The sequence below is a fragment of the Paenarthrobacter sp. MSM-2-10-13 genome (assembly GCF_011605365.1).
GTDB lineage: Bacteria > Actinomycetota > Actinomycetes > Actinomycetales > Micrococcaceae > Arthrobacter.
Window position 1 is genome coordinate 206656 of sequence record NZ_JAAOXO010000005.1, and the last position, 21678, is coordinate 228333.

15 protein-coding genes are annotated in these 21678 nt (G+C 61.9%); 7 read left to right on the forward strand and 8 right to left on the reverse strand.

All coding sequences use genetic code 11. The features are described from left to right. Positions 1–37: 37 nt before the first annotated feature. From HAV21_RS12925 to HAV21_RS12935, 3 genes are all read right to left on the reverse strand, one after another. Positions 38–3880 (reverse strand): NPCBM/NEW2 domain-containing protein, encoded by a 3843-nt coding sequence (locus tag HAV21_RS12925; protein WP_166841985.1) that lies wholly within the window; start codon positions 3878–3880, stop codon positions 38–40. Positions 3881–4060: 180 nt separating this feature from the next. Continuing rightward, positions 4061–4717, reverse strand: a complete 657-nt coding sequence (locus tag HAV21_RS12930; RefSeq protein WP_166841986.1) for a response regulator transcription factor — start codon at positions 4715–4717, stop codon at positions 4061–4063. Continuing rightward, on the reverse strand, positions 4714–5994 hold the full coding sequence (locus HAV21_RS12935) for a sensor histidine kinase (protein ID WP_166841987.1): 1281 nt from the start codon (positions 5992–5994) through the stop codon (positions 4714–4716). Before HAV21_RS12935 ends, HAV21_RS12930 begins: the two co-directional genes overlap by 4 nt. Before the next feature lie 194 nt (positions 5995–6188). Between HAV21_RS12935 and HAV21_RS12940 the strand changes: the two genes are divergently transcribed. Beyond that, the gene (locus HAV21_RS12940; RefSeq protein ID WP_208096771.1) at positions 6189–7268 is read left to right on the forward strand and encodes an ABC transporter permease; all 1080 of its coding nucleotides are present in this window, start codon (positions 6189–6191) and stop codon (positions 7266–7268) included. A 24-nt stretch (positions 7269–7292) separates the two neighbouring features. Then, positions 7293–7994 (forward strand): ABC transporter ATP-binding protein, encoded by a 702-nt coding sequence (locus tag HAV21_RS12945; RefSeq protein WP_166841989.1) that lies wholly within the window; start codon positions 7293–7295, stop codon positions 7992–7994. A gap of 83 nt (positions 7995–8077) precedes the next feature. On the opposite strand, the gene HAV21_RS12950 is transcribed toward HAV21_RS12945, so the two are convergent. The 5 genes from HAV21_RS12950 to HAV21_RS12970 all read right to left on the reverse strand — a co-directional run bounded on the left by HAV21_RS12950 (position 8078) and on the right by HAV21_RS12970 (position 13976). Then, positions 8078–9523, reverse strand: a complete 1446-nt coding sequence (locus tag HAV21_RS12950) for an NAD(P)/FAD-dependent oxidoreductase (RefSeq protein WP_166841990.1) — start codon at positions 9521–9523, stop codon at positions 8078–8080. Continuing rightward, positions 9516–11033, reverse strand: coding sequence for a glycosyltransferase 87 family protein (locus HAV21_RS12955; RefSeq protein WP_208096773.1), 1518 nt, complete (start codon positions 11031–11033; stop codon positions 9516–9518). Before HAV21_RS12955 ends, HAV21_RS12950 begins: the two co-directional genes overlap by 8 nt. A gap of 156 nt (positions 11034–11189) precedes the next feature. Next, on the reverse strand, positions 11190–11330 hold the full coding sequence (locus HAV21_RS12960) for a hypothetical protein (RefSeq protein ID WP_166841991.1): 141 nt from the start codon (positions 11328–11330) through the stop codon (positions 11190–11192). 598 nt (positions 11331–11928) lie between these two features. Next, positions 11929–12510 (reverse strand): histidine phosphatase family protein, encoded by a 582-nt coding sequence (locus HAV21_RS12965; RefSeq protein ID WP_142937308.1) that lies wholly within the window; start codon positions 12508–12510, stop codon positions 11929–11931. Continuing rightward, a complete protein-coding gene (locus tag HAV21_RS12970) occupies positions 12507–13976 on the reverse strand; it encodes a CCA tRNA nucleotidyltransferase (protein WP_166841992.1) in 1470 nt (489 codons plus the stop codon). Before HAV21_RS12970 ends, HAV21_RS12965 begins: the two co-directional genes overlap by 4 nt. Positions 13977–14172: 196 nt before the next feature. Here HAV21_RS12970 and HAV21_RS12975 point away from each other — a divergent pair, with 196 nt between their 5' ends. The 5 genes from HAV21_RS12975 to trxA all read left to right on the forward strand — a co-directional run bounded on the left by HAV21_RS12975 (position 14173) and on the right by trxA (position 20103). Beyond that, a complete protein-coding gene (locus tag HAV21_RS12975) occupies positions 14173–14676 on the forward strand; it encodes an NUDIX hydrolase (RefSeq protein WP_026005276.1) in 504 nt (167 codons plus the stop codon). 26 nt (positions 14677–14702) lie between these two features. Beyond that, on the forward strand, positions 14703–16715 hold the full coding sequence (murJ, locus tag HAV21_RS12980; protein WP_166841993.1) for a murein biosynthesis integral membrane protein MurJ: 2013 nt from the start codon (positions 14703–14705) through the stop codon (positions 16713–16715). A gap of 139 nt (positions 16716–16854) precedes the next feature. Beyond that, a complete protein-coding gene (locus tag HAV21_RS12985; protein ID WP_166841994.1) occupies positions 16855–18555 on the forward strand; it encodes an ABC transporter substrate-binding protein in 1701 nt (566 codons plus the stop codon). A 229-nt stretch (positions 18556–18784) separates the two neighbouring features. Continuing rightward, on the forward strand, positions 18785–19741 hold the full coding sequence (trxB, locus tag HAV21_RS12990; RefSeq protein WP_166841995.1) for a thioredoxin-disulfide reductase: 957 nt from the start codon (positions 18785–18787) through the stop codon (positions 19739–19741). A gap of 35 nt (positions 19742–19776) precedes the next feature. Next, entirely contained in the window at positions 19777–20103 is a 327-nt protein-coding gene (gene trxA, locus HAV21_RS12995; protein ID WP_014923339.1) for a thioredoxin, read from the forward strand. Positions 20104–21678: the final 1575 nt, after the last annotated feature.

The following is a 21678-nucleotide window of genomic DNA, read 5'->3' on the forward strand; positions in this document are numbered from 1 at the left end:
GACGGAGGCAGCGGGCGACGGCGGTCTGCACGTCAGGCTACGAAGCGCACGTGAACTTCGCATCACCCCAAACACCATGAGCGCCGTTGATGGATCCGGAGGGGTCCACCACCAATTCCACGTATGCAGCACCCGTGAGGTCCACGGATACGGCCTCAGGGGCGAATCCTGGAGTGTACGTCCGCGACTGGTACTTGTTCACGCCGTCGGCATTGACCTTGAAGATGATGTTGCCGCCGAAGCCGCTCTCAAGGCCCACCTGGGAGGTGAATGAGGTGCACTTCCCTCCAAGGTAGTAGGTGATCTTGGATGCCGCGTGGACGCCCAGGCCTTTGCTGAACACAGGCTGCTGACCGGTTGCAGGATCGGTGTAGTTGATGACCAGCGGCTTGTCCGGCGATGATGCCGAGTCCTTGTTGGCTACGTTCTTTCCGATCACGCCGTAGCCGTTCAATGCTTGGACCCACGGCGTTTCAGAGGCGTACACCGAGCCAAGCGGTACGGCAGGCAGTGGCTGAGATGTCACCTTCCAGTCGAAGAACTTCACTCGAGTGTCGGTGGGCAAGGTGACGGAGGCCAGCTCTTTGGTGGGGTTGAGCCGGACCGTGTTGGAGAACGCCTGGTACTTGTACTGTGTGTACTCCGGCGACGGCCCGTTGGCGTTGTTCCTACCCTGTTCGGAAACGGCCACCACTGCCCCGTTGAGGACGGACGGCTGCAACCAGTTGGGGAAGAAGATGGACTGCTGCTCGGTTGTTCCGTCCGCGTAGCTGAGGGTCAAAACCGGGCTGGTTCCATTGCCCACCGCGGCGGATCCAAGCACGGCCAGGTGCGTTCCCTTGCCCTTGACGGCAATGGTCTGCGCAGACAGTGCCACCGAGTTGGGTACATCGGGTCCGACGGCCGGCCACGTGTAGTCAACCTGTGTCGGTTTTCCGGCGTCCACCGTTACTGTGCTGCCCGGCCGGACTCCACCGGCAGGAACCGTAGCGGCCGCCAGCTGTTCGGCAGCGAAGGTGGCCCCTCCGCCGTCGAAGTTTCCTAGTGCCTTGCCCGCCACGGTGGTGATCGAGACGGTGTTGTAGGCGGCTGCCAAGGAACCGTAGGCGACATAGATCTGGTTGCCGCCGGTTACAGACTGGTTGGATCCGGAAGAAGCGTACGACGCCGATACCCGAACGGTCTGTTGGCCCGCCTTCGCGCTGGTCCCCGGCTTGATAACGAACGTGGCGGTTGCAGCAGCGCCGCCTTCCACCTTGGCGGCTGTCGCGCCGGAGGAAGAGACCACAGTCCAGCCCTCAGGGAGCACCGGAGTCAGCACCACGTTGCTCTTTGCCTTGGTTCCAGTGTTCACGAAAGCCGCGGTGACGGTGGTTTCCTGATCCTGGAAGACCTGCTGGCCGGTGGTCACACGAACCTCGGCTGCGGTGTCCTCCTGGCTCTTGCCGCCCAACGGACCGGCCTGCTGGAGCTGGACTGTGGCGGACTGGTTGGAAGCGATGGACCCTGTCTTCACCCAGATGGTGCCGTTGTTGGCCTCATCGAAGTACCAGCCGGTTGCTGCTGCGGCGTAGGCGGCCTGGGTGGCGTGCTGGGCGAGCTTGGTGCCGCCGATCTTGACGTCCTTGGGTGCTGCGCCGGCGTGGACTTTCAGCTCGTAGGGACGGGCAGCAGCCTTGCCGGTGTACTCGCCCTTCCGTTCACCGATGGAGACCTTGACGCTGCTGTTGCCCTTGCCCGGGGCGTCCACTGCGAACACCTGGCCGGACGATTTTCCGTCTTTGAATTCGCGGGTGACCTTGTCATCCTCGTACAGCGTGAAGGTGTCCTGGCCCTGGGCGTAGACGTCCAAAGTGATCATGGAATCTTCGGGAACCAAGGACGCGTTGCGCGCCACGATGCCTTGCGGGATCACCGCTCCGGCACGGACGAACACCGGCAGCTTGTCCAGCGGCGCGTTGTAGCCGTTCAGGATCTGGCCGCCCTGGTAGAGCTTGCCGGTCCAGTAATCCACCCATTGGTGTCCTGCCGGGAGGAAGATGCCGTTGCGGACATCGGTCTGGGTAAAGACGGGTGCCACCAGGAAGTCGGAACCGAGCATGAACTGGTTGTTTGCCTCGGCGCCATAAGACCATTCCTGGTCAGGGAACTCAAGAGCCATGGAGCGCATCATGGAAACGCCGCTCGTGGATGACTCGTGGGCCAGCGTGTAAATGAAGGGCATGAGTTGCTGACGGAGCTGGAGGTACTGGCGGTTGATGGCCGTGGCTTCGTCACCGTAGAGCCACGGACGCTTGTCAGTGGCTGCCCAGCCGGACATGGAGTACAGCGCCGGAGCGAAGGCCTTCCACTGGAGATCGCGGACGTACGACTCAGCGGAACCGCCGAAGATGCCGTCAACATCGCCCGTGGTGAATGCCAAACCCGAGTTGCCGGCGCCGGTGAGGGCCGAGACCTGCCAGCGGACGGCGTCGAGGTTTCCTGAATGGTCACCCGTCCACTGCATGCCGCAGCGCTGGGAGCCGGCCCAACCTTCCACCATCAGCGAGGTGCCACGGGCGTTGGAATACTGTTCAATGCCGCCGTGCGCGGCCTCGCAACCGGTGAGCGCCTGGCGGTAGCCCTGGCCTACCCACGCGACGTCCAGCTTGCGGAGCCGGACGCCGGCCTCGCCCACTTCGTACTCCTGGTTGGTCAGGGAACGCTGCGTCCAGAGGCCAACCTTGAGGTCGGTTTCTTCCTCGATGTTGCTCACGGTTTCCGGGAGTTGCTGGTACTCGCAGCCGTAGCCGTCGTTGACCAGCATCCAGCCGGCGGGCATGTCGTTCTCCACGAACTTCCGGGCCGTCTTGATGGCGTCGGGCGTGCGCTGCTTGGCACCGTCGGGATCACCGTAGCCCGAGGAGGAGTACCCCGGGTTGGAGCGGTTGTAGCAGTCGGCGTCGCCGTATTCCAAGGCGTAGACCGGGGGCATCATGGGCTTGCCGGTCAGCGTGGTGTACGCGCCAAGGGACTGCTTGTAGTCGCCCACGAAATAGTAGGCATCGAAGCGCTTTTCCTCATGCGTGGTGGTGGGCTGGCCGCCGAAGTTGTAGGAGCCGCGGGCGAAGGTGTCGCGGAGAACGCCGTAGCCCTTGGAGGACATGTAGTACGGCACGGCGTTGGGGTAGCCGTCATCGTCCCAGTCGAAGTTCTTGGCAATGTTGATCAGTGCACCGGTGTGCACGGAGCGGCCGTTCTGCATGCCGCCGCCGATGAACTGCTCGCCGTCCTGCTGGGCGAGGTGCTGCGTAGCTGAGTTGGCGCCGAAGGTGATGGGGGCGGACTCCTCCAGAACCACCGAGCCGTCAGCCCTGAGAACGCGGAGCTGGGTGGTGGCCTTGTTGATCTCAATGCTGATCTTTGGGGTCTTCAGGACAAGCCAGTCGCCGTCGGTCACGGTTGGGGTGGCGCCGGGGAACTTATCCTTACCCACCACAATGTTGGCGGTCCGGGCGGGATCACCTTGGTCAGTGTTGGCGGGATCGGTGAATTTTCCGCTGGGGTCAGCTTCCAGGCGGAAAGTGCCGTCGTCCAGGAACGTGACGCGGATGGCGCCTTTCTCAGCGGAAAGGTCGACGACGTTGCCGGACTGCGTAAACCCGGTCACCGCTCCGAGAGGTACTCCGGCGGCATCGACGGGTACCTCGGGGGTGACGGTTTTAATGGCCGCGGGATCACCTGGAGCGGCATTGGCGGCCGCGGCAAAGGTGAGTGCGGGGATGGTTCCTGCGAGGAGCAGCGAGGCTAGGCCGAGGGAAGCGGCCTTCCTGACTAGCTTTTTGGTGCGTCCGGAGCTGCCGGGGGCAGTGCCGGATAAGCCCAATGTGGGTGCGGACATGTGAGGCCAACTTTCGACGAGTGACTTTTTGTGATCTAACTCATAGCGAAACGTGCACTAATCGTCACTGCAAAAGGATCAAAGGTCAACCGTTTAACCAAAATTCGTACCCGACTGAGTCGCATTTGTGCGCGTTTTGGGCGCTCAAAACGCGCACAGGTGCGACTCAGTTGGGGAGAGTCAGCGCGAGCGGATAATCCTGCGCTGCGTCGCGACGGCTATGGCAGCGGTCCGGTTGTCCACGCCGAGCTTCGAGTAAATGTGCACCAAGTGGGTCTTCACCGTGGCCTCGGAAATGAAGAGTTGCTTGGCCATGGCACGGTTGCTCATACCCGTTGCCAAGAGCTCCAAGAGTTGGACTTCCCGGGCGCTCAAAGCCGGGGAAGGATTCCGGATGCGCCCCATGAGCCGCGCCGCAACCTCCGGTGCCAACGCGGTTTGCCCGGCCGCCGCGGACAACACGGCCTGCCGGATCTGCTCCGGCGGTGCGTCCTTCAACATATAGCCGCTTGCACCGGCCTCCACTGCGGCGAGGATGTCCGCGTCTGTGTCATAGGTGGTCAAAATGAGCACAGGCGGCGGGGGAGTCCCGGCCGCACCCGCCTTGATCCTCTCTGTGGCCGTTACGCCATCCATGCCGCTGCCCATCTGCAGGTCCATGAGCACCAGGTCCACGGGCTCACCCAAAGTATTGAGCTTGCTGAGTTCCACCAGCGCGGCATCACCGTCAGCTGCCTCCGCAACCACGGTCACCCCCGGGAAGTCGGCGAGCATGGCCCGCAGTCCTGCCCGAACAACCGGGTGGTCATCCACCAACAACACCCGAATCTCACTCACGCGGCACCCCCATCCGCCGGCAACGGCACCCGGATCGCAACCACGGTCCCCTCACCCGGCGCCGACTCAATCTCCAGGCTGCCGTTCAGTGCCGCCAACCGCTCCCGCAAACTTTGAAGCCCGACGCCGGTTCCGTCGCCACGCGCCGTACCGGCCGCCGTCGAGGGCTCGAATCCAATCCCGTCGTCGAAAACGTCCAAGGTCACCTCAGCGCCCAGGAAAGACAGGGTCACGACGGCGGTGCGCGCGTGGGCGTGCGCCCATACGTTGGCGAGGGAAGCCTGCGCGGCCCGGAGCAGGGTGGTCTGGTACGTATTCGGCAGTTCCATGGGCGTACCCACCAGCTCGAAGCGGCAGCGCAGCGCGGACCCCCGGGCAGCCGCCTCAGTCTCCGTTTTCTCACAGAGGCGGCTGAGGGTATCCACGAGTCCCGAGCGCTCAAGATCCGGCGAACGCAGGCCGCGCACAAAGCTCCGCGCCTCGGCAAGATTGGCAGACGCCGTGTCCTGAACCGTTCGTAGCCGCTCCCGTGCAGCACTGGCGTCGCCATCGTCCAACGCTTTCTCGGCGGACCTGCCCATCAGGACAATGCTTGAGAAGCCCTGCGCCAAGGTGTCGTGGATTTCCCGGGCAAGCCGTTCGCGTTCGGCCAGCATTCCGGCGTCGTGCTGTGTCTGTGCGAGTTCGGCGCGGGTTCTGCGAAGCTCGTCGGCAACAGCGCGCTGATTCTCGGCTTCGACGAACAAAGCGCGATAGGCCAAGCCCGTGACCACCGCGAATGCTGCCCCGAACACCGGTCCAAGGACCATCGCAAGCTGCAGGCCGCCGTCGGACGAACCCCGGCTATGGAACCACAGCGTGCCCACCAGAAGCGCAGTGCTCACAGCAATCGCGGGCAAAGCAAGCGCGCGGGGGAGCAGGTGCAGTTGCAGGAAGAACAAGGGGAAGGCAACCCATGCGAAGTCGCTGCTGACCAGGAGGAGCAGCAGCCATAGGAGCATCACCGCGCCAAGCCACCAGCGTGCGTAGGGTGTGGGATTGAACCGGGTGGGATGGCTTGCATGGCGTTTTTCCAAGAGAGTCCCGCTGAGGTACACCAATGCCAGCAGGGCCGAAAGACTTAGTCCGGCAATCACAGCAACAGCCGACGCCGGACCGTTGGTTCCCATTCCCGTCACCAAGCGGACAACGGCCACCAGCAGCAGAACCGCGAAACCCAGATGAAGGCTCACGCGCAGCACGCGGAGGATTGTGGCGGCGCCAGCGGGAGACTGCATGCTTCACAGCGTATCCCCGGCGCTCCCTCCATAAACCAAATTTCGCGCCCCAGGGCCTGAATCAACCATTCGGATGATCGCCGGTTCAACCCCACGATGCCAGCCGATCCATCCGGCTCCCGATGCCCCTGCGGCCTATCGCCGGAAGAGTTGAGATAGCCGGGATCAAGCCCGCATTGAATCGAAGGAATCCGATGTTTCTTGCCATCCGCGACATCCGCTTCGCCAAGGGTCGTTTTGCGCTCATGGGCAGCGTGGTCGCCCTGATCACGTTGCTGCTGGTCATGCTCTCCGGGCTGACTGCAGGCCTGGGCAACCAGTCGACGTCCGCGCTGGGGGCCCTGCCTGTGCAGCAGATTGTTTTTGGTGCACCCGCCGGAGGTGATCCAAAGGCCTCGTACACCGAATCCGAAGTTTCCCCTGTTCAGCTCGGAGCCTGGCGGGACCAGCCGGGTGTGACGTCCGCGGAGGCGCTGGGAATCAGCCAGACCCGTTTCCAGTCGTTGGGTGGCGGGGGGACCCCGACCGGAACCGCGAACGTCGCAGTCTTTGGCGGCGCGATTGCTCCATCGGCTGTGGAGGACGGGACGGTGGTGGTGGGTGAGTCGCTGGCCAAAGAGCTGACGCTGGAAGTTGGCAGCCGGGTTCGTGCGGGCGGGACAGACCTGACGGTTTCAGCCGTTGTGGAGGACCAGTGGTACTCGCACACCGGCGTGGTGTGGACAACGCTGGAGACCTGGCGGACCATCGCCCACGCAGCACCTGGCACCGCAACGGTCATCACCGCAACCTTCGACGCCGGAGCTTCCGTGGACCTCGACGCCGCCAACGCGTCGGCCGGCACGGTCAGTACGGACCCCGTGGGTTCGTTCCAGGCACTTGCCTCGTACAAGAGCGAGAACGGCTCACTCATGCTGATGCAGGCATTCCTCTACGGCATTTCGGCCTTGGTGATCGTCGCGTTCCTCACAGTGTGGACAGTGCAGCGCACACGCGACATCGCCGTCCTCAAGGCGTTGGGGGCTTCGTCCGGCTATGCGTTGCGGGACGCCCTCACCCAGGCGGCCATGGTGCTGCTGGTAGGAGCGGCTGTGGGCGGTCTTCTGGGCTTGGCCGGCGGAACGTTTGCGGCCCAGGCCGCACCTTTTCTGATCACACCCATGACCACGCTGCTGCCTATTGCAGGAATCATCCTCCTGGGCCTGGCGGGCGCAGTCCTGGCGGTAAGAAGCGTCACCAAAGTGGATCCGCTGTTGGCACTCGGCGGCAACTAAAACATTCCTAGAAAGGCATGCATCGTGAGTACAGCATTGAACCTGGTCAACGTTTCCCTCGAATACCCGGACGGCACCTCAACCCTCAAGGCGCTGGACGCCGTCAACCTGAGCGTGCACAGAAGCGAATTCCTCTCCCTTGTAGGACCCTCCGGTTCCGGCAAGTCCTCACTTCTCGCCGTCGCGGCGACCCTCGTGAAGCCCACAGCCGGGCTGGTGATCATCGACGAAGAGGACGTCACCGCCTTTTCGGACGCCGAACGCACGGCCCTTCGCCGGGACAAGGTGGGCATCATCTTCCAGCAACCCAACCTGCTACCGGCACTGACCGCCGTCGAGCAGTTGCTGATACGTGAGCACCTCCGGGGCAGGCGTGTGCGCGGAGAACGGGAGAAAGCAGCTGAGCTGCTGGAGGTCGTTGGCCTGTCCAACGCTGCGCATAAGCGCCCACACCAATTATCCGGCGGCCAACGCCAGCGGGTGAATATTGCCAGGGCCCTCATGGGGAGCCCTACTGTTCTCCTCGTCGACGAGCCAACGGCCGCGCTTGATCACGAACGCAGCGAGTCGATCGTCCGGCTACTCCGGCGGGTCACTAACGAGTTCCGCACCGCCACCGTCATGGTCACTCACGACACCGAGTTCCTTCCCCTCACCGACGCCGTCGCGACTATGAGGGACGGACGCATCAGCCGCGCCTTGGTTCCGTCGGCGCAACCCAACTAACTAGCAGCAGTGCGCGTTTTGAGCCCCCCTCAAAACGCGCTCTGCTGCGACCTAGGTGGGTGAGGCGGCGTAGTCAGGGGTAGTTACAGTCCTACGCCTAGCCCAGGTACGCGCATTCTAAATATGTCCTTGAGGGCATATCTTGCCGCGTGATACCCGGACATTCCCGTCACTCCGGGCCCAGGCGTAGTAGACGAGGAACACAGGTACACGCCGGAAATGGGGGTTCGCCACGGCACGTTGGAGACCACCGGCCGTTGCACCAGGCCCCGCAGGTCCAACAGACCTGCACTGAAGTCTCCCCCAACATAGTTCTCGTTATATGCGGACAGTTCCGCCGCCGTCGTGGTCTTCGATGCCACCACGACGTCGCGGAAGCCAGGCGCGTAACGCTCAATGCGAGCCATGACGGCTTCGGCCATATCCACGGTGGAGTTCGCAGGTACGTGGCAATAGGACCACAGAACGTGGCGGCCCTCCGGTGCCCGGGTGGAATCAACCACCGACGGCTGGGACACCAGAACGTACGGCTCCGTTGGGTGTTTGCCCATGTCCACTAGATTCTCCGACTCGGCCATCGCCAGCCTCGAACCTCCAACGTGGACCGTCCCGGACTTAGCCAATCCGGGGTCGCGCCACGGAACAGGCCCGGAGAGGATGAAGTCCACTTTGCACGCTGCATTCCCGAATCGGAATGCTTCCAACGCGCGGCGGTAGCGGTCTGGAACTTCCGCACCACCCACGCGCGCCAGAGTTGGCGGGGCAACATCCAGCAGTATCGCCTTAGAGGGCCGGACTTGGTCCAAGGAGTCCACGCGCTCACCCACGTGGATTGTGCCACCGTGGGCCCTGAGGTCGTCAGCCATTGCTGTGGCGATGGACATCGAACCGCCAACAGGAATCACCCAACCACCTGCGTGGGCCAGCACGCTGAGCAACAGTCCGGCACCCGTTGAACTGAGGGACGGTTGCGAGCCAAGGGCGTGGGACATCACACCCGTCAACAGGGCCGGTGCGGCATCCTCGCGGAATCGTCGCATCCAGAGCGGCGTCCCTTGATCCAGAGTGGCCAAACCGAACCTGACAGCCGCCATGGGATCCTTTGGAATGCGCAGGAGTTGGTTGGACGTAAACTCCACCACCCCGTCCACGCGCTCCAGCAGGGGCTGCAGCAGCCGACGGTACGCCTGCCCATCGACGCCCAGCTCCTGTACCGTTCGATCCAGGGATTGGTAGGCCAGGGCCGCCCCTCCACTGTCCAGCGGTGTGCCGTGCTGGACCTCCGGCAGCCGCAATTCCACGCGCTTCGACAACTCAAAAGCGCGGAAGAAGGGGGATGCCACAGCCATGGGATGCACGGCCGAACAGACGTCATAGAGGTATCCGGGCTCCATCAACTCGCTGGTCCGCGATCCTCCGCCGATCGCATCAGCGGCCTCGTAAACATGGACGCTCAGGCCCGCGCGGGCCATCACCACTGCGGCGGCCAGGCCGTTAGGACCGGCACCGACGACGGCGACATCAACCATCGCTGTTTACCTCCGTACGCTGGGGTGCTTTGGGATCGGTAGTCTCCACCGTAGCCCGGGGACGCCACGGCAGGACTGACCGTGACGGGCGGAACACATCGAGCCGCAGCCAGTCCCGGGTACCGTCGAATGGTCCCCCATGCGGATCATCCACGCCATGGGCGCGGAGTGGGTCTTGGGCGGGATCCCAAATATCCATGACCACCCGTGCCATGAGATAGGCGGTGGCCACCATATGCAATCCCACGGCCAAGACGTAGTAGGACATGTCGATGTTGTGCTGGACGGAGCCGCCACTGGTTGTTTGGCCCAAATACATCCAGACGGCCGCCCAGTGGAGCCCCTCAGCCGCCTGCCAGATGAGGAAGTCGCGCCAGCGGGGCCGGGCCAGGGCAAGCAGCGGTATGAGCCATATGACGAACTGCGGGGAGTACACCTTGTTGGTCAGAATGAAGGCGGCAACCAGAAGGAACATCAGTTGGGCCAACCGGGGTCGTCGTGGGGAGCAGAGGGCCAAAGCACCAATAAGGACGCACGCGAGGACGAACAGGGACAGGGCCAGCGCGTTGACGGTTGCGCCGTCAATCTGAACCCAGCGAACCCGGTCAGCCACGAGGTTGTAAGCGAACCACGGTGAGCTGTACCCGGCAGGGCGGTTTTGGCTGAATTCGAAGAAGTATCCCCATCCCGATGGATTCAGTGCTGCTATGGGCAGATTCACTGCCAGCCAGGATGCCAAGGCTGTACCAGCAGTAATGAAGAATGCGCGCAGCTTGCCGGTGCGCAAAGCCAGCACCAGCACTGCACCAAGTAGGAGGACCGGATACATCTTGGTGGCCGCTCCTAAGCCGATGAACACACCGGCCAGGATCAGCTTGTCCCGCGAGAAGAAGTACATGGCCAGGGCCAGCAGTCCCACGGCCCACATGTCCCAGTTGATGAATCCGGCCAGAATGATCCCCGGGGCCACTGCCACCATGGCGGCGTCCCAGGGGCGGAGCCTGTTGATCCTTGCGGTCAGGAGCACCGTGACGATCCAAACGGCGACTATCAGTGTTGCGTTGATGTCGAAGTAGCCCAGCACGCGCTCGTTTCCAGCACCTTGGCCGGGCACGAGCAGGGCCGTGATGCCGGCGATGACGCCCATCAGCACCGGGTATTCGAACAGGCTGCCTTGGGTGAAGAACGGAAGGGCACCGTCACCCAGGCCGCGGTTCCGGAAAAGCTCCGGAAAATCCGAATAGCACGTCGCATAAAACTGGCCGGGAGTCTCCCAGCCACGGACTCGGCAGTAGTCCTTGGCGAGCACAGCCAGCAGTGCAGCGAATACGGTGAGGATGATCAGGACACGTTCCACAGTGAACGGACCGGACGTCATTTTCCCGGGGGAAGAGTGCTTGCCCAGGGGACCGCCCACAAGTTCAGTGAAATTTCGAAGCAGGGAGTCACTGCGGCTTGGAACCACAAAGCGGGCACGTTTTTGCAGCCGGTGAGGCTTCGTCTCCTGCATGGGATCGAGCTTACAGTCCTCCGGGGTTCCACAAGATGAGGAGTTCAGGGGTTCCCCACGTTAAAAGGGGAGGAGCCCACGCGTAGCCGCGTGGGCTCCTTGAGGTTCAGCATGAATGTGTGGCATCTGAACTCCTTCGGGCTCAGCCGTTGGGCATCAGCGGATGAGTCCCATCTGGTGCAGGACAACGTAGACGTCTTCACGGCGCTGGTCAAGCAACTGGCCGTTGAACAGGGTGCGGTCCTTGGGAGCATTGGTGCTCTTGACGAACCGCATTTCTTCAGGGCGTTTTCGCATGGTTCACCTCCTTTCGGGAGATATGTAGTCGGAATTTAGACGCACCAATTAGAGCCATATGAATTCACAAGAAATCCAGGCTAAAAGGGCATAAATAACCGAGGCTAATAAAGGGGATTCGCGGACTGAACCCAAAAGGGATTCGTCGTGCAATAGCGCGTGCTTCCGGCAGCCGACCCAACAAGAAGCTGGTTCCGAACTATGGGGAAACTGCGCACCCGCGGCATGCTGCGTGGGTCCGCGCCTACAACTGACTACTCAGCCATCCAAAGATAGGAGGGCCTTAAGGAATACCGCCGGCAACAGGCCGGTCCGGTAATTCAGGAGTGGGTCAGAGAGCAAAAATGGCGCATGTCATCAGCAGAGGCCGGGGTAGCAGTGACGGTCAACTTCCGTCCGCTAGTCAAAGTAATCATTTTTCCCAACCTCCTTCCGGCCTTTACAGCCTGCTGTGGCATTGTCCCGGTTGACTGTACCGGTGAATGCGCGCCTTGTTCCCGGCGGGTCGCTCTGGGAACAAGATATAAGCTACCCCATGTAGCTGGAGTTTGACCAGCGAAATTAGCTAATTCGCCTAAATTTTCTTTAAATACGAGTTTTATAGTCCCCAACGCACAATTGCAGGCGTCCGCTTATCCCAGCCGAGGGTGCACACTTTGGCCGTTCCCAGAATGAAGTGTCGGCCTTCGCTTGCATCCATTTCGAGCCAGCGGGCGGTAAGTATGCGGGAGAAATGACCGTGGGCCACTATCAGAACGTTGTCCATTCCTGATTCCAGGACTCGTCCAATGATCTTGTCGGCCCGGGCAGCAACCTCATCCAGGGTTTCCCCGTTGGGGACGCCATCTGTCCAGATGAGGTAGTCCGGGTTGTCCTTGCGGATCAGGTCCGAGCTGATGCCTTCATAGTCGCCGTAGTTCCATTCCACTGCCAGCGGCTCATGGACGGCCTCCGGGTAGCCTGCGAGTTCTGCCGTGCGGCGGGCGCGGCGCAGCGGCGAGGTCAGGACGAGGTCGAAGTCGATGCCTTCCAGGACCTTGCGTGCCTCAACAGCCTGCTGCTCGCCCTCAACGGTGAGGGGAAGGTCAGTCAGACCGGTGTACTGGCCGCTTTTGGACCATTCGGTTTCGCCGTGGCGAAGGATCCAGAGTTGCGGACGCGGTGAAGTCGCAGCGTTCATGAGGGCTCCTCAGTTTCGGTCAATGGCTCGACGACGGCGGACTCGGGTTGCGCTTCCCACCATGCCAAGAGTTTCTGCTCGGCTTCCTCGGGGGACAGTGGTCCGTGTTCCATCCGCTCTTCCAGAAGGAACTTATAGGCCCTCCCCACCACGGGGCCAGGCTTCAGTCCCAGAAGCGCCATGATCTGCGCTCCGTCCAAGTCAGGCCGGACAGCCGCCAGTGATTCCTGTTCCAGCAGCTTCGAGATGCGGTGCTCAAGGTCATCGTAGGCGAACGACAGGCGGTCGGCCTTGCGTTGGTTACGCGTGGTGACGTCGGACCGTGTGAGGCGGTGGAGGCGTTCCAGCAAGGGACCGGCGTCGGTCACGTAGCGGCGGACTGCGGAGTCACTCCAGCCGGCATCGCCGTAGCCGTAGAACCGCATGTGCAGCTCAACAAGTCGGGAAACTGCTTTGATCGACTCGTTGTCGAAACGCAGCGCCTTCATGCGCTTGGCTGTCAGCTTCGAACCAACAACATCGTGGTGGCGGAAGCTCACCGCGCCGCCCGGTTCAAAGCGGCGCGTAGCCGGCTTGCCGACGTCGTGCATCAACGCAGCGAACCGCAACACAAAATCGGGGCCGGGCACGGCGCCGTCTGGACCCGTTTCCAGGGCGGCAGCCTGCTCCAGCACCTGCAGTGAGTGCTGGTACACATCCTTATGGCGGTGGTGCTCATCGGCTTCGAGGCGCAGGGCGGAAACTTCAGGGAGAACGAATTCCGCGAGCCCGGTATCCACCAGGAGATCAATGCCAACCCGGGGGTGGGCCCCGTTAATGAGCTTGACCAGCTCTTCACGGACCCGCTCAGCGGAAATGATCTTGATGCGGTCGGCCATTTGGGACATGGCGAGCCGGACGTCGTCGTGGACCGACACGCCGAGCTGGGAAGCGAAACGGGCCGCGCGCATCATGCGCAAGGGATCGTCCGAGAAGGACGCTTCAGGAGCGCCCGGCGTGGCGAGCTCCGAGGCGTGGAGGTCGCGGACGCCGCCGAACGGATCCACGAGTTCAAGGCTGGGCAACCGCAGCGCCATGGCGTTGATGGTGAAGTCGCGGCGCAGGAGGTCGTCCTTCAGGGAGTTGCCGAACGCCACCACGGGCTTCCGCGAATCGGGATCATAAGCTTCGGCGCGGTACGTGGTGATTTCGATCTGGAAACCACTCTTCTTCATCCCGATCGTGCCGAAAGCACGGCCGATTTCCCAGAAGTTGTCCGCCCACTTCTTGATGACGCCAATAGTCTGATCCGGCGTTGCATCGGTGGTGAAATCGAGGTCCGGGGATGTCCTTCCCAGGAAGAGGTCGCGCACAGGTCCACCCACCAGCGACAGCTCGAAGCCGGCATCGACAAAGCGCTGCCCGAGGTCGAGCACCACCGGGTCGATGGTGAAGTTAACTGAAGAGCTGTCCAATACGTGCGCCATAGTCCCTTAAGCTTGGCAGATTTTTACTCGGCAGTGGGCCACTGTTCCATGCGAAATCAGGCATGTGTCCACAGACCATCGCCCGTAGTCCATCTTGTGGCCATGTCCCGGTCATCACTCCGGGGCAAGAGTCGTTAGAGTGGACCTCATGGCCAACCCGATCCCGAGCGCTCCTGGCAGGAGGACAAACGCACCGTTGCCGTCGGCAATCGGTGCACACGTCGCGCCTGCCCAGCAGCACCCGGTGCAGGCCTCGCTTCCCACTGTGGAGGAAGTGTCAGCCGGCGGTGTAGTAGTAGACACGTCCGACGGCGAACTCCGGGTTGCGATCATCGCCCGCCTTAACAGGGGCGGCCGGCTTGAGTGGTGCCTCCCGAAGGGCCACCCGGAAGGTCGCGAGAACAACGAGGAAGCCGCTGTACGCGAGATCGCCGAGGAAACCGGCATCGAAGGCAGCATCCTGGCGCCCCTGGGCAGCATCGACTACTGGTTCACCGTGAGCGGCCACCGCGTCCATAAGACCGTGCACCATTTTCTTCTGCGGGCAACGGGTGGAGAGCTGACTATCGAGAATGATCCGGACCAGGAAGCCGTTGACGCCGCCTGGGTTCCCATCCAGGAACTGGCCCGAAAATTGTCCTTCCCGAATGAACGCCGCATCGCCGATTTGGCACGGGAAGTGCTGCCCGAACATCTCTGACCCGGGTACATGGGACGATAAAGGCGATGTCTGAAGCCAAAACCACCCAGTCCGTTCAGTCCGGAGAAGCACGTTCCAGCGCCATCATGGCCGCAGGAACGCTGGTTTCCCGGTTCCTTGGCTTCGCCAAAACGTGGATGCTCGGCGCCGCCCTCGGCCTGGGTTCCACCATCAATGACACGTTCATTAACGCGAACAACCTGCCGAACCTGATCTTCCTGCTGGTTGCCGGCGGCGTGTTTAACGCCGTCCTGGTCCCACAGATCATTAAGGCCAGCAAAGCCCCGGACCGAGGCGCGGACTACATCAGCCGCCTGCTGACACTGGCAGTACTGGTGCTTTTGGCGTTGACGGCGCTGGTGACACTGGCGGCACCCTTAGTCATCGACCTCACCACCCAGGGCTACTCCGAACAACAAAAAGCCCTGGCAGTGACCTTCGCTTTCTGGTGCCTACCCCAGATCTTCTTCTACGGGCTCTACGCCCTTCTCACGCAGGTGCTGAACGCCCACGGAGCGTTCGGCCCAGCCATGTGGGCCCCCATTCTCAACAACCTTGTGGCAATCGCAGGCCTGGGCATGTTCATTTGGCTTCTGGGCGAGAACGTCTACAACCCCCACACCCTGGACAATTGGGGGCCCACGCAGACGCTTCTGATTGCCGGCTTCTCCACTTTCGGTGTGGTCGCGCAGACTGCCATTCTCCTCATCCCCGTCTTCCGCCTGCGCCTCGGCCTGCGTCCGCGGTTCGGCTGGCGCGGCGTTGGACTCGGCCAGGCAGCAAAGCTGAGCGTCTGGACGCTGGCGACCGCCGCCGTCGGACAGTTGGCGTTCCTGTACGTCATGAGGATCGCCACCATTCCCGGTGCCGAGCGCCTCCGTCTGAGCAACGCGGGCAATACCGTGGCCGCGGCGGTCCTGCCCGGCAACGCCGTCCTGGAAGTCGCGAGCCAGCTCTACCTGTTGCCGCACTCGATCATCGCTTTGTCCTTGGCTACCGTTCTCTTCAACCGCATGACACGTGCATCGCAGGACGGCAACAAGGCCGAACTGCGGGATGCCCTGTCCCATGGCCTCCGCACTATGGCCGTTGCCACCGTTTTCGGTGCCTTGGCGCTGTTCGCGTTGGCCGGCCCGCTGGGAATGTTCTTCTCCGGTGGCGAGCCGCAGGACGGCGTCATGCTGGCGCAGACGCTCACCATCCTCGCGCTGAGCACACCGTTCCTGAGCGCCAACTTCATGATGTCGCGGGTGTTCTACGCCAACGAGGACGCCCGCACGCCCCTATACGTCCAGTTGTGGCTGGCTGTGATTTACGTGGTGGGCGCGTTCTTCATCCAGTTCCTTCCCGTGGGACAGATCATCTACGCGATCGCCATCCTCTACACACTGGGCAACATTCTCTCCGTGGTGATCAGCGTGGTGTTCCTGCGCCGCCTGCTCGGTCACCTCGACGGTCCCCGGATCGCCAATTCGTACATCCGCATGGGCTACGCAGGCTTGGGTTCCGCGCTTGCCGGCGCAGGGGCTCTGTGGCTCCTGGGAAGCTACCGTGCCGACGGCTTCGCATGGAGCAGCCGCCCGGCCGCCCTGGTGACCGTAGTCGTCGTCGGGCCTGTCATGCTGCTCGCATACCTGGTCCTCCTGCGCGTCTTCCACGTCACCGAACTGCGCGACCTCCTGCGTCCGCTCATGGGTCGTCTGGGTCGCGGTGTTCCCGCACCCGTTGGCGCCCCCGCGGAACCCACGACGCCGGCACGCGCCACGGTCTCGGACGATACCGGTTTGATTCCGCGCATCTCCGGTGAGTTCGATGCCGCTTCCTTCAGGGCCGGGCCGTCGCTTGCACCCCAGCGCGCCGCCGAACCCACCGAAGACTCGCCCGAGGCGCCCAAGACGTATCTTCCTGAGGAGGACACTCCCAGCACAGCCCGTGGCGGCAAGTTCAAACCACAGGTCCCGCTGCCGGGTCGACGCACCTACCAGGGCGACGCCGGACAGAATCCTTACTTCCCCGCGCGTGGAAACCACAGGAAGTAAGCCGGTGCCGCCAACGTGGGCGGCGGACCTCAATCCGCTAGGCTAGAAACGAATATAGGTAGTTGCAGAAGTGGCACAACCGGTCAGCCGGGTGCGCCATGCGCAGGACCGCAGCTCCCGGACAGCCTAGGAGGAACACGTGTCCCACCCGATCGACGTCGGATCAGTACTTGGCGGCCGCTATAAGGTCACGGCCAATGTACTGACCTCGCATGACCAAGATCAGGTGCTCGACGGCGTGGACCAGGTCCTCAACCGTCCCGTGAGCATCCTTGTTGCCGGTCCTGGAAATGCTGAGCAAGTGGCCCAGAGCGCCCGCGAAGTAGCCACAGGGGAGCGTCCGGGCCACGTTCAGATTCTGGACCTTGGCATCAGTGAGAACACCACCTACCTGATCACCAACCACAGCACCGCCCCGGACCTCCTGGACCTGGTGGTTGCCACCAACCCGCCTTACATCGAGCCCTTCTTCACAGAGACGCTCGGTAGCGAAATCTTCGGGCAGCCGCGGACCTATGAGCCTGAGACGTACGACGGCCTGTACGAGGATGACGAGCACGAAGCCGAATACATCCAGTACGACGAAAACGGATACCCCATCCCGTCGGAGTATGACGAGCCGGAGTCTGAGCCTGCCGCGCCAACACGAGCAGCGCCGCACGTGCCGCCCATGCCTTCGTCCAGCCCGTCCTCGCCCAAGAGCGGCATCGCGGGCAAGCTCGCTGCGGCTGCAGCCGGAGCCGGGGCAGCGGGCATTGCCGCCGCTGCGGCGCTGAAGCACGCGGGTTCCAAGAACAACGACGCCGGTGCTGCCGCGAACGGTTCTGCCGGTGCTTCCGGCGCTGGTTCTGCCAACGCTGGTTCTGCCAACGCTGGGAACGGAGCGTCGCCTGCTACCGCGTCGCAGCCTCCCACCCAAGCCGTTTCCTCGCAAGCTGCCAGCCCTGAGCCTGCTACACGTGAGCCTGTCAGCCGCGATTCGCGTACGGAACCCAAGGTTTCGCTATGGTCCGAAGAGGACTACGGGTTTAGCGACCGAGGAGCAGCAGCTGGCTCTGCCGGTGCAGCTGCTGGTGGTTTCGGAAGCCGCGGCAACGGCTCCGGCTACGATCGGACGGCGAACACCTTCCCGGCATCCTCCGCTGTAACCGATGACTACGAGGACGAGGAAGTTTACGAGGATGATGCTCCTGAGAAGGAGCCGCGTTCCCTTCGCTGGCTGGTAGGTGGCCTCCTTGCCGCCGTTTTGGTGGTGGGACTCGTCCTTGCTGTCACCAACCTTGGCAGCCTCCTGCCGAGCGGGGCACCGGCTGCAACGCAAAGCACACCCGCGCCTCAGACCTCCGCCCCGGAGACTGAGGAGCCTGAGCCAACCGAGGCCCCGGCGCCTGCCGCGCCGCCGGCCATCGAAGGGATCACCCGCCTGGGCGACTTCCCCTTCGCTGCCACCTATGACAAGGACCTTGCCAGGGCCTTTGACGGCAACGCCGCCAGCTACTGGTCAGATATGGAATTTGCGTCGGCCAACTGGGGCGGGCTCTTCGAAGACATGCCGCTGGTGGTCAAGCTCAAGGAACCCACAGAGGTGAAATCCGTTGTCCTCAACCAGTTGGGTGGCTCCGGCGGTAGCATCAGCGTCTACACCAACGATCGTCCTGCCATGGATGGTGCCAAGCTGGTGGGAACCAACAGCTTCACCTCACCTGAACTGACCATGCCGCTTGCGGCACCGACGCAGACCCAGTACGTCATTGTGGTCATCAGCGCCCTTCCCAAGCTAGCCGCCCCGAAGACGCGCTTCGGATTCGGTCTGCGCCTGGCAGAGGTCACCGTTCAGTAGCAGCACCCAACTAAGTAGCAGTTGAGGCCGTTTTGACTTATCAAAACGGCCTCAACTGCTACTCAGTTCAGTGTCAACGCTTAGATTCGCTATGCGTGCAGACGGTACCCTGAATGATGGTGGCCTTCACGGTCCTCAACTCCAACGGAATATTTGGAACGCAACAGGGGTTGAGTCAGATGGCTGCCCCGAAAGCCGCAGCATCGACTAAGGAAGAGGTTCACGCCAAGTGAGCATTGCAGAAAACAGCGCATCGCAGGTGCGTGACGTCATCATCGTAGGTTCAGGCCCCGCTGGCTACACAGCCGCTGTTTACACCGCCCGTGCCAACATGAAGCCTCTGCTCATTGCCGGTTCGGTCACTGCTGGTGGCGAACTGATGAACACCACGGACGTTGAGAACTACCCGGGTTTCCCCGAGGGCATTATGGGTCCGGACCTCATGGAGAACTTCGAGAAGCAGGCCGCTCGTTTCGGTACAGAGATCCTCTTCGAGGATGTCACCGCACTGGATCTCGACGGCGACATCAAGACCGTGACCATCGGGACGGGGGAGACCTTCCAGGCGAAGGCCATCATCCTGTCCACGGGTTCGGCATACCGTGAGCTCGGTCTGGCCAATGAAAAGCGCCTTTCCGGCCACGGCGTTAGCTGGTGTGCAACCTGCGACGGTTTCTTCTTCAAAGATCAGGACATTGCCGTGATCGGTGGCGGAGACTCTGCCATGGAGGAAGCACTGTTCCTGACCAAGTTCGCGAAGTCCGTTACGGTTGTCCACCGCCGCGATACCCTCAAGGCATCGAAGATCATGGGTGACCGTGCCCAGGCTCACGAGAAGATCAACTTCGTCTGGAACACGGCCGTTGAGGATGTGCTCGGCGAGGACAAGGTCACCGGCCTGAAGCTGAAGAACCTGCTCGATGGTACCGAGTCCGAGCTCGCAGTCACCGGCGTCTTCGTGGCTATTGGCAATGATCCCCGCACGGACCTGATCAAGGGCAAGGTTGATCTGACTCCTGAGGGAACCATTGCTGTGGAGGGCCGTAGCTCCCGGACCAACATCAAGGGTGTCTTCGCCGCGGGCGATGTCATCGATCCCACCTACCGCCAGGCCATCACGGCTTCGGGTTCAGGTTGTGTGGCTGCCCTCGATGTTGAGCACTACCTCGCAGACCTGCACTCCTAAAGCTGCATTCAAGCAACCATACGAAGGGAAAAGTTATGAGCAACGCAAAAGACGTAACTGACGCAAGCTTCAGCACGGATGTTCTGGCTTCCGAGAAGCCGGTCATCGTGGACTTCTGGGCAGAGTGGTGTGGCCCCTGCCGCAAGCTCGGCCCGATCCTCGATGAGATCTCCGTTGAGTACAGCGAGAAGGTTGACGTTGTGAAACTCAACGTCGACGACAACCCCGCCATCGCCGCAGAGTATGGCATCACGTCCATCCCTGCCGTGTACCTGTTCAGCGGGGGAGAAGTTAAGAGCACCGTCATCGGCGCCAAGCCGAAGCAGTTCTTTGAAAAGGAATTTGCGGACGTCCTGTCCTAACCATCGGACTAGCTGAGTCCGACGAGAACCGGCGGTTCCTGCTCCAGAAGGAGTGGGATCCGCCGGTTTTTTGCTGTTCTCAGAGGAATGAACCAAAATGGGTCGCTTTCGCAATGTTCTTTCGCTGAGAGGCTTCCAACGCTCAGGGGAATTCGCGAGAAACTTCTCCTGACCTGGGGTAGGGAGAACTTCCTTACCTTCCCAGCAGTGATAGCCTCCCAGCCACACCGCGCACTCACATGGCCACTCGGAAGTCCATTTTCTCGTCAAAGGCGGCTTGCCCCGGCCCTCTCGCGGACCCGATCCTCCCAAGCCCTATCCTCGAGTTCGAACGAAACCATGTGGTCCCTTGTTCATCTATTGGGGGTCCGCAGAGAGTGTTGGGTGGGGCTCTTCTGATAGATGCTGAGCCCAATTTTTCTATTACTGTCGATTCGCCGGGAGAGGTGTGACCAGGGGAGGGCTGAGTAGCCCGCAGAAAGCCCAGCGCTGCCGTTGATCTCGAATGAGCACAAGCAAAGTTGTGTTGGGGAGTCGGGCCTTCAACCTGCTCGTGAGCACGGGTAGTCCCGGGAAGGCCTGAATAGGCGGATCAATTCACGGAGCACCTGCCTACTCAAGCGGAACATATGTTTCACGTGAAACAGCGAGGTGTCCGATCAACAAGCTTCCGACAAACCCGGCGATATCTCCTGCGGTCGACTATGAAATCGCGCCCGTTTCACGTGAAACAATGTCACCTGGTTACGACGTCAGGGACCTCATAGCGAGTCTTAGCCAACAGGGTCCTTGGGCCAGGAGCCGTACGACGATATCCAGATAGTGGTGCGCCTTCCAGTCGTCAAAGCAACGTGCATTCTTCCCCTTTTCCAATCTCCGCTTGAAGATCAATTCGGCGCACTAGCGCGTGAGCTACAGCAGATGTGGCAACGCAAAGCATGACTTTTCATCGATGAAAGCCCAAAATGCAGGGAACAACGACGGTGAGAAATCTAGTCGTCCACAGCAGTGACGGGTACCTCGGCATCCTCAACCACTCACAATTACACAGCGCTTCGATTCCGGAGCGCTCCAGAGCTCTAGACGGGGATGCGGCCGGCTAGGGTGCTCTAACGCGCCTTGACGATGACCCTCTTCGCCGTCCACGCCACCTTCTACAGCCTGGTCTAGGCTCAAGCACCCTGACTGCCAGGGAAGGCTTGTAGAGCAAGGGAGGATCGTGCACACGCACCCTGAGGCTCCCATGCGGGATGCAGAGGGGTCTGGACTACACGGCGCTGCAAGGGGGCTCTACAGCGCCTAGGGACCCTGCGTAACGATGGGGCACCCAAGGGATGACAGAGCTGTTTAACGGATTGCCTCCGCCTATCCCTTCCTCTTCCCGCCCAATTCCCGGCATGCGGTCGTCAAGTTTTTGAGACAGGTCTCGTTGTTGTTTTTGGTTAGGAGGCCAGGGGTTGCTGGGCGCGGGTTTGGTAGTTGGTGTGGGCTTTGGCTGGTGGTATGCCGCCGGCTCGGCGGTTGGGCCGGCGGCGGTTGTACCAGCCCTCGATGTATTCCATGACACCGGTTCGG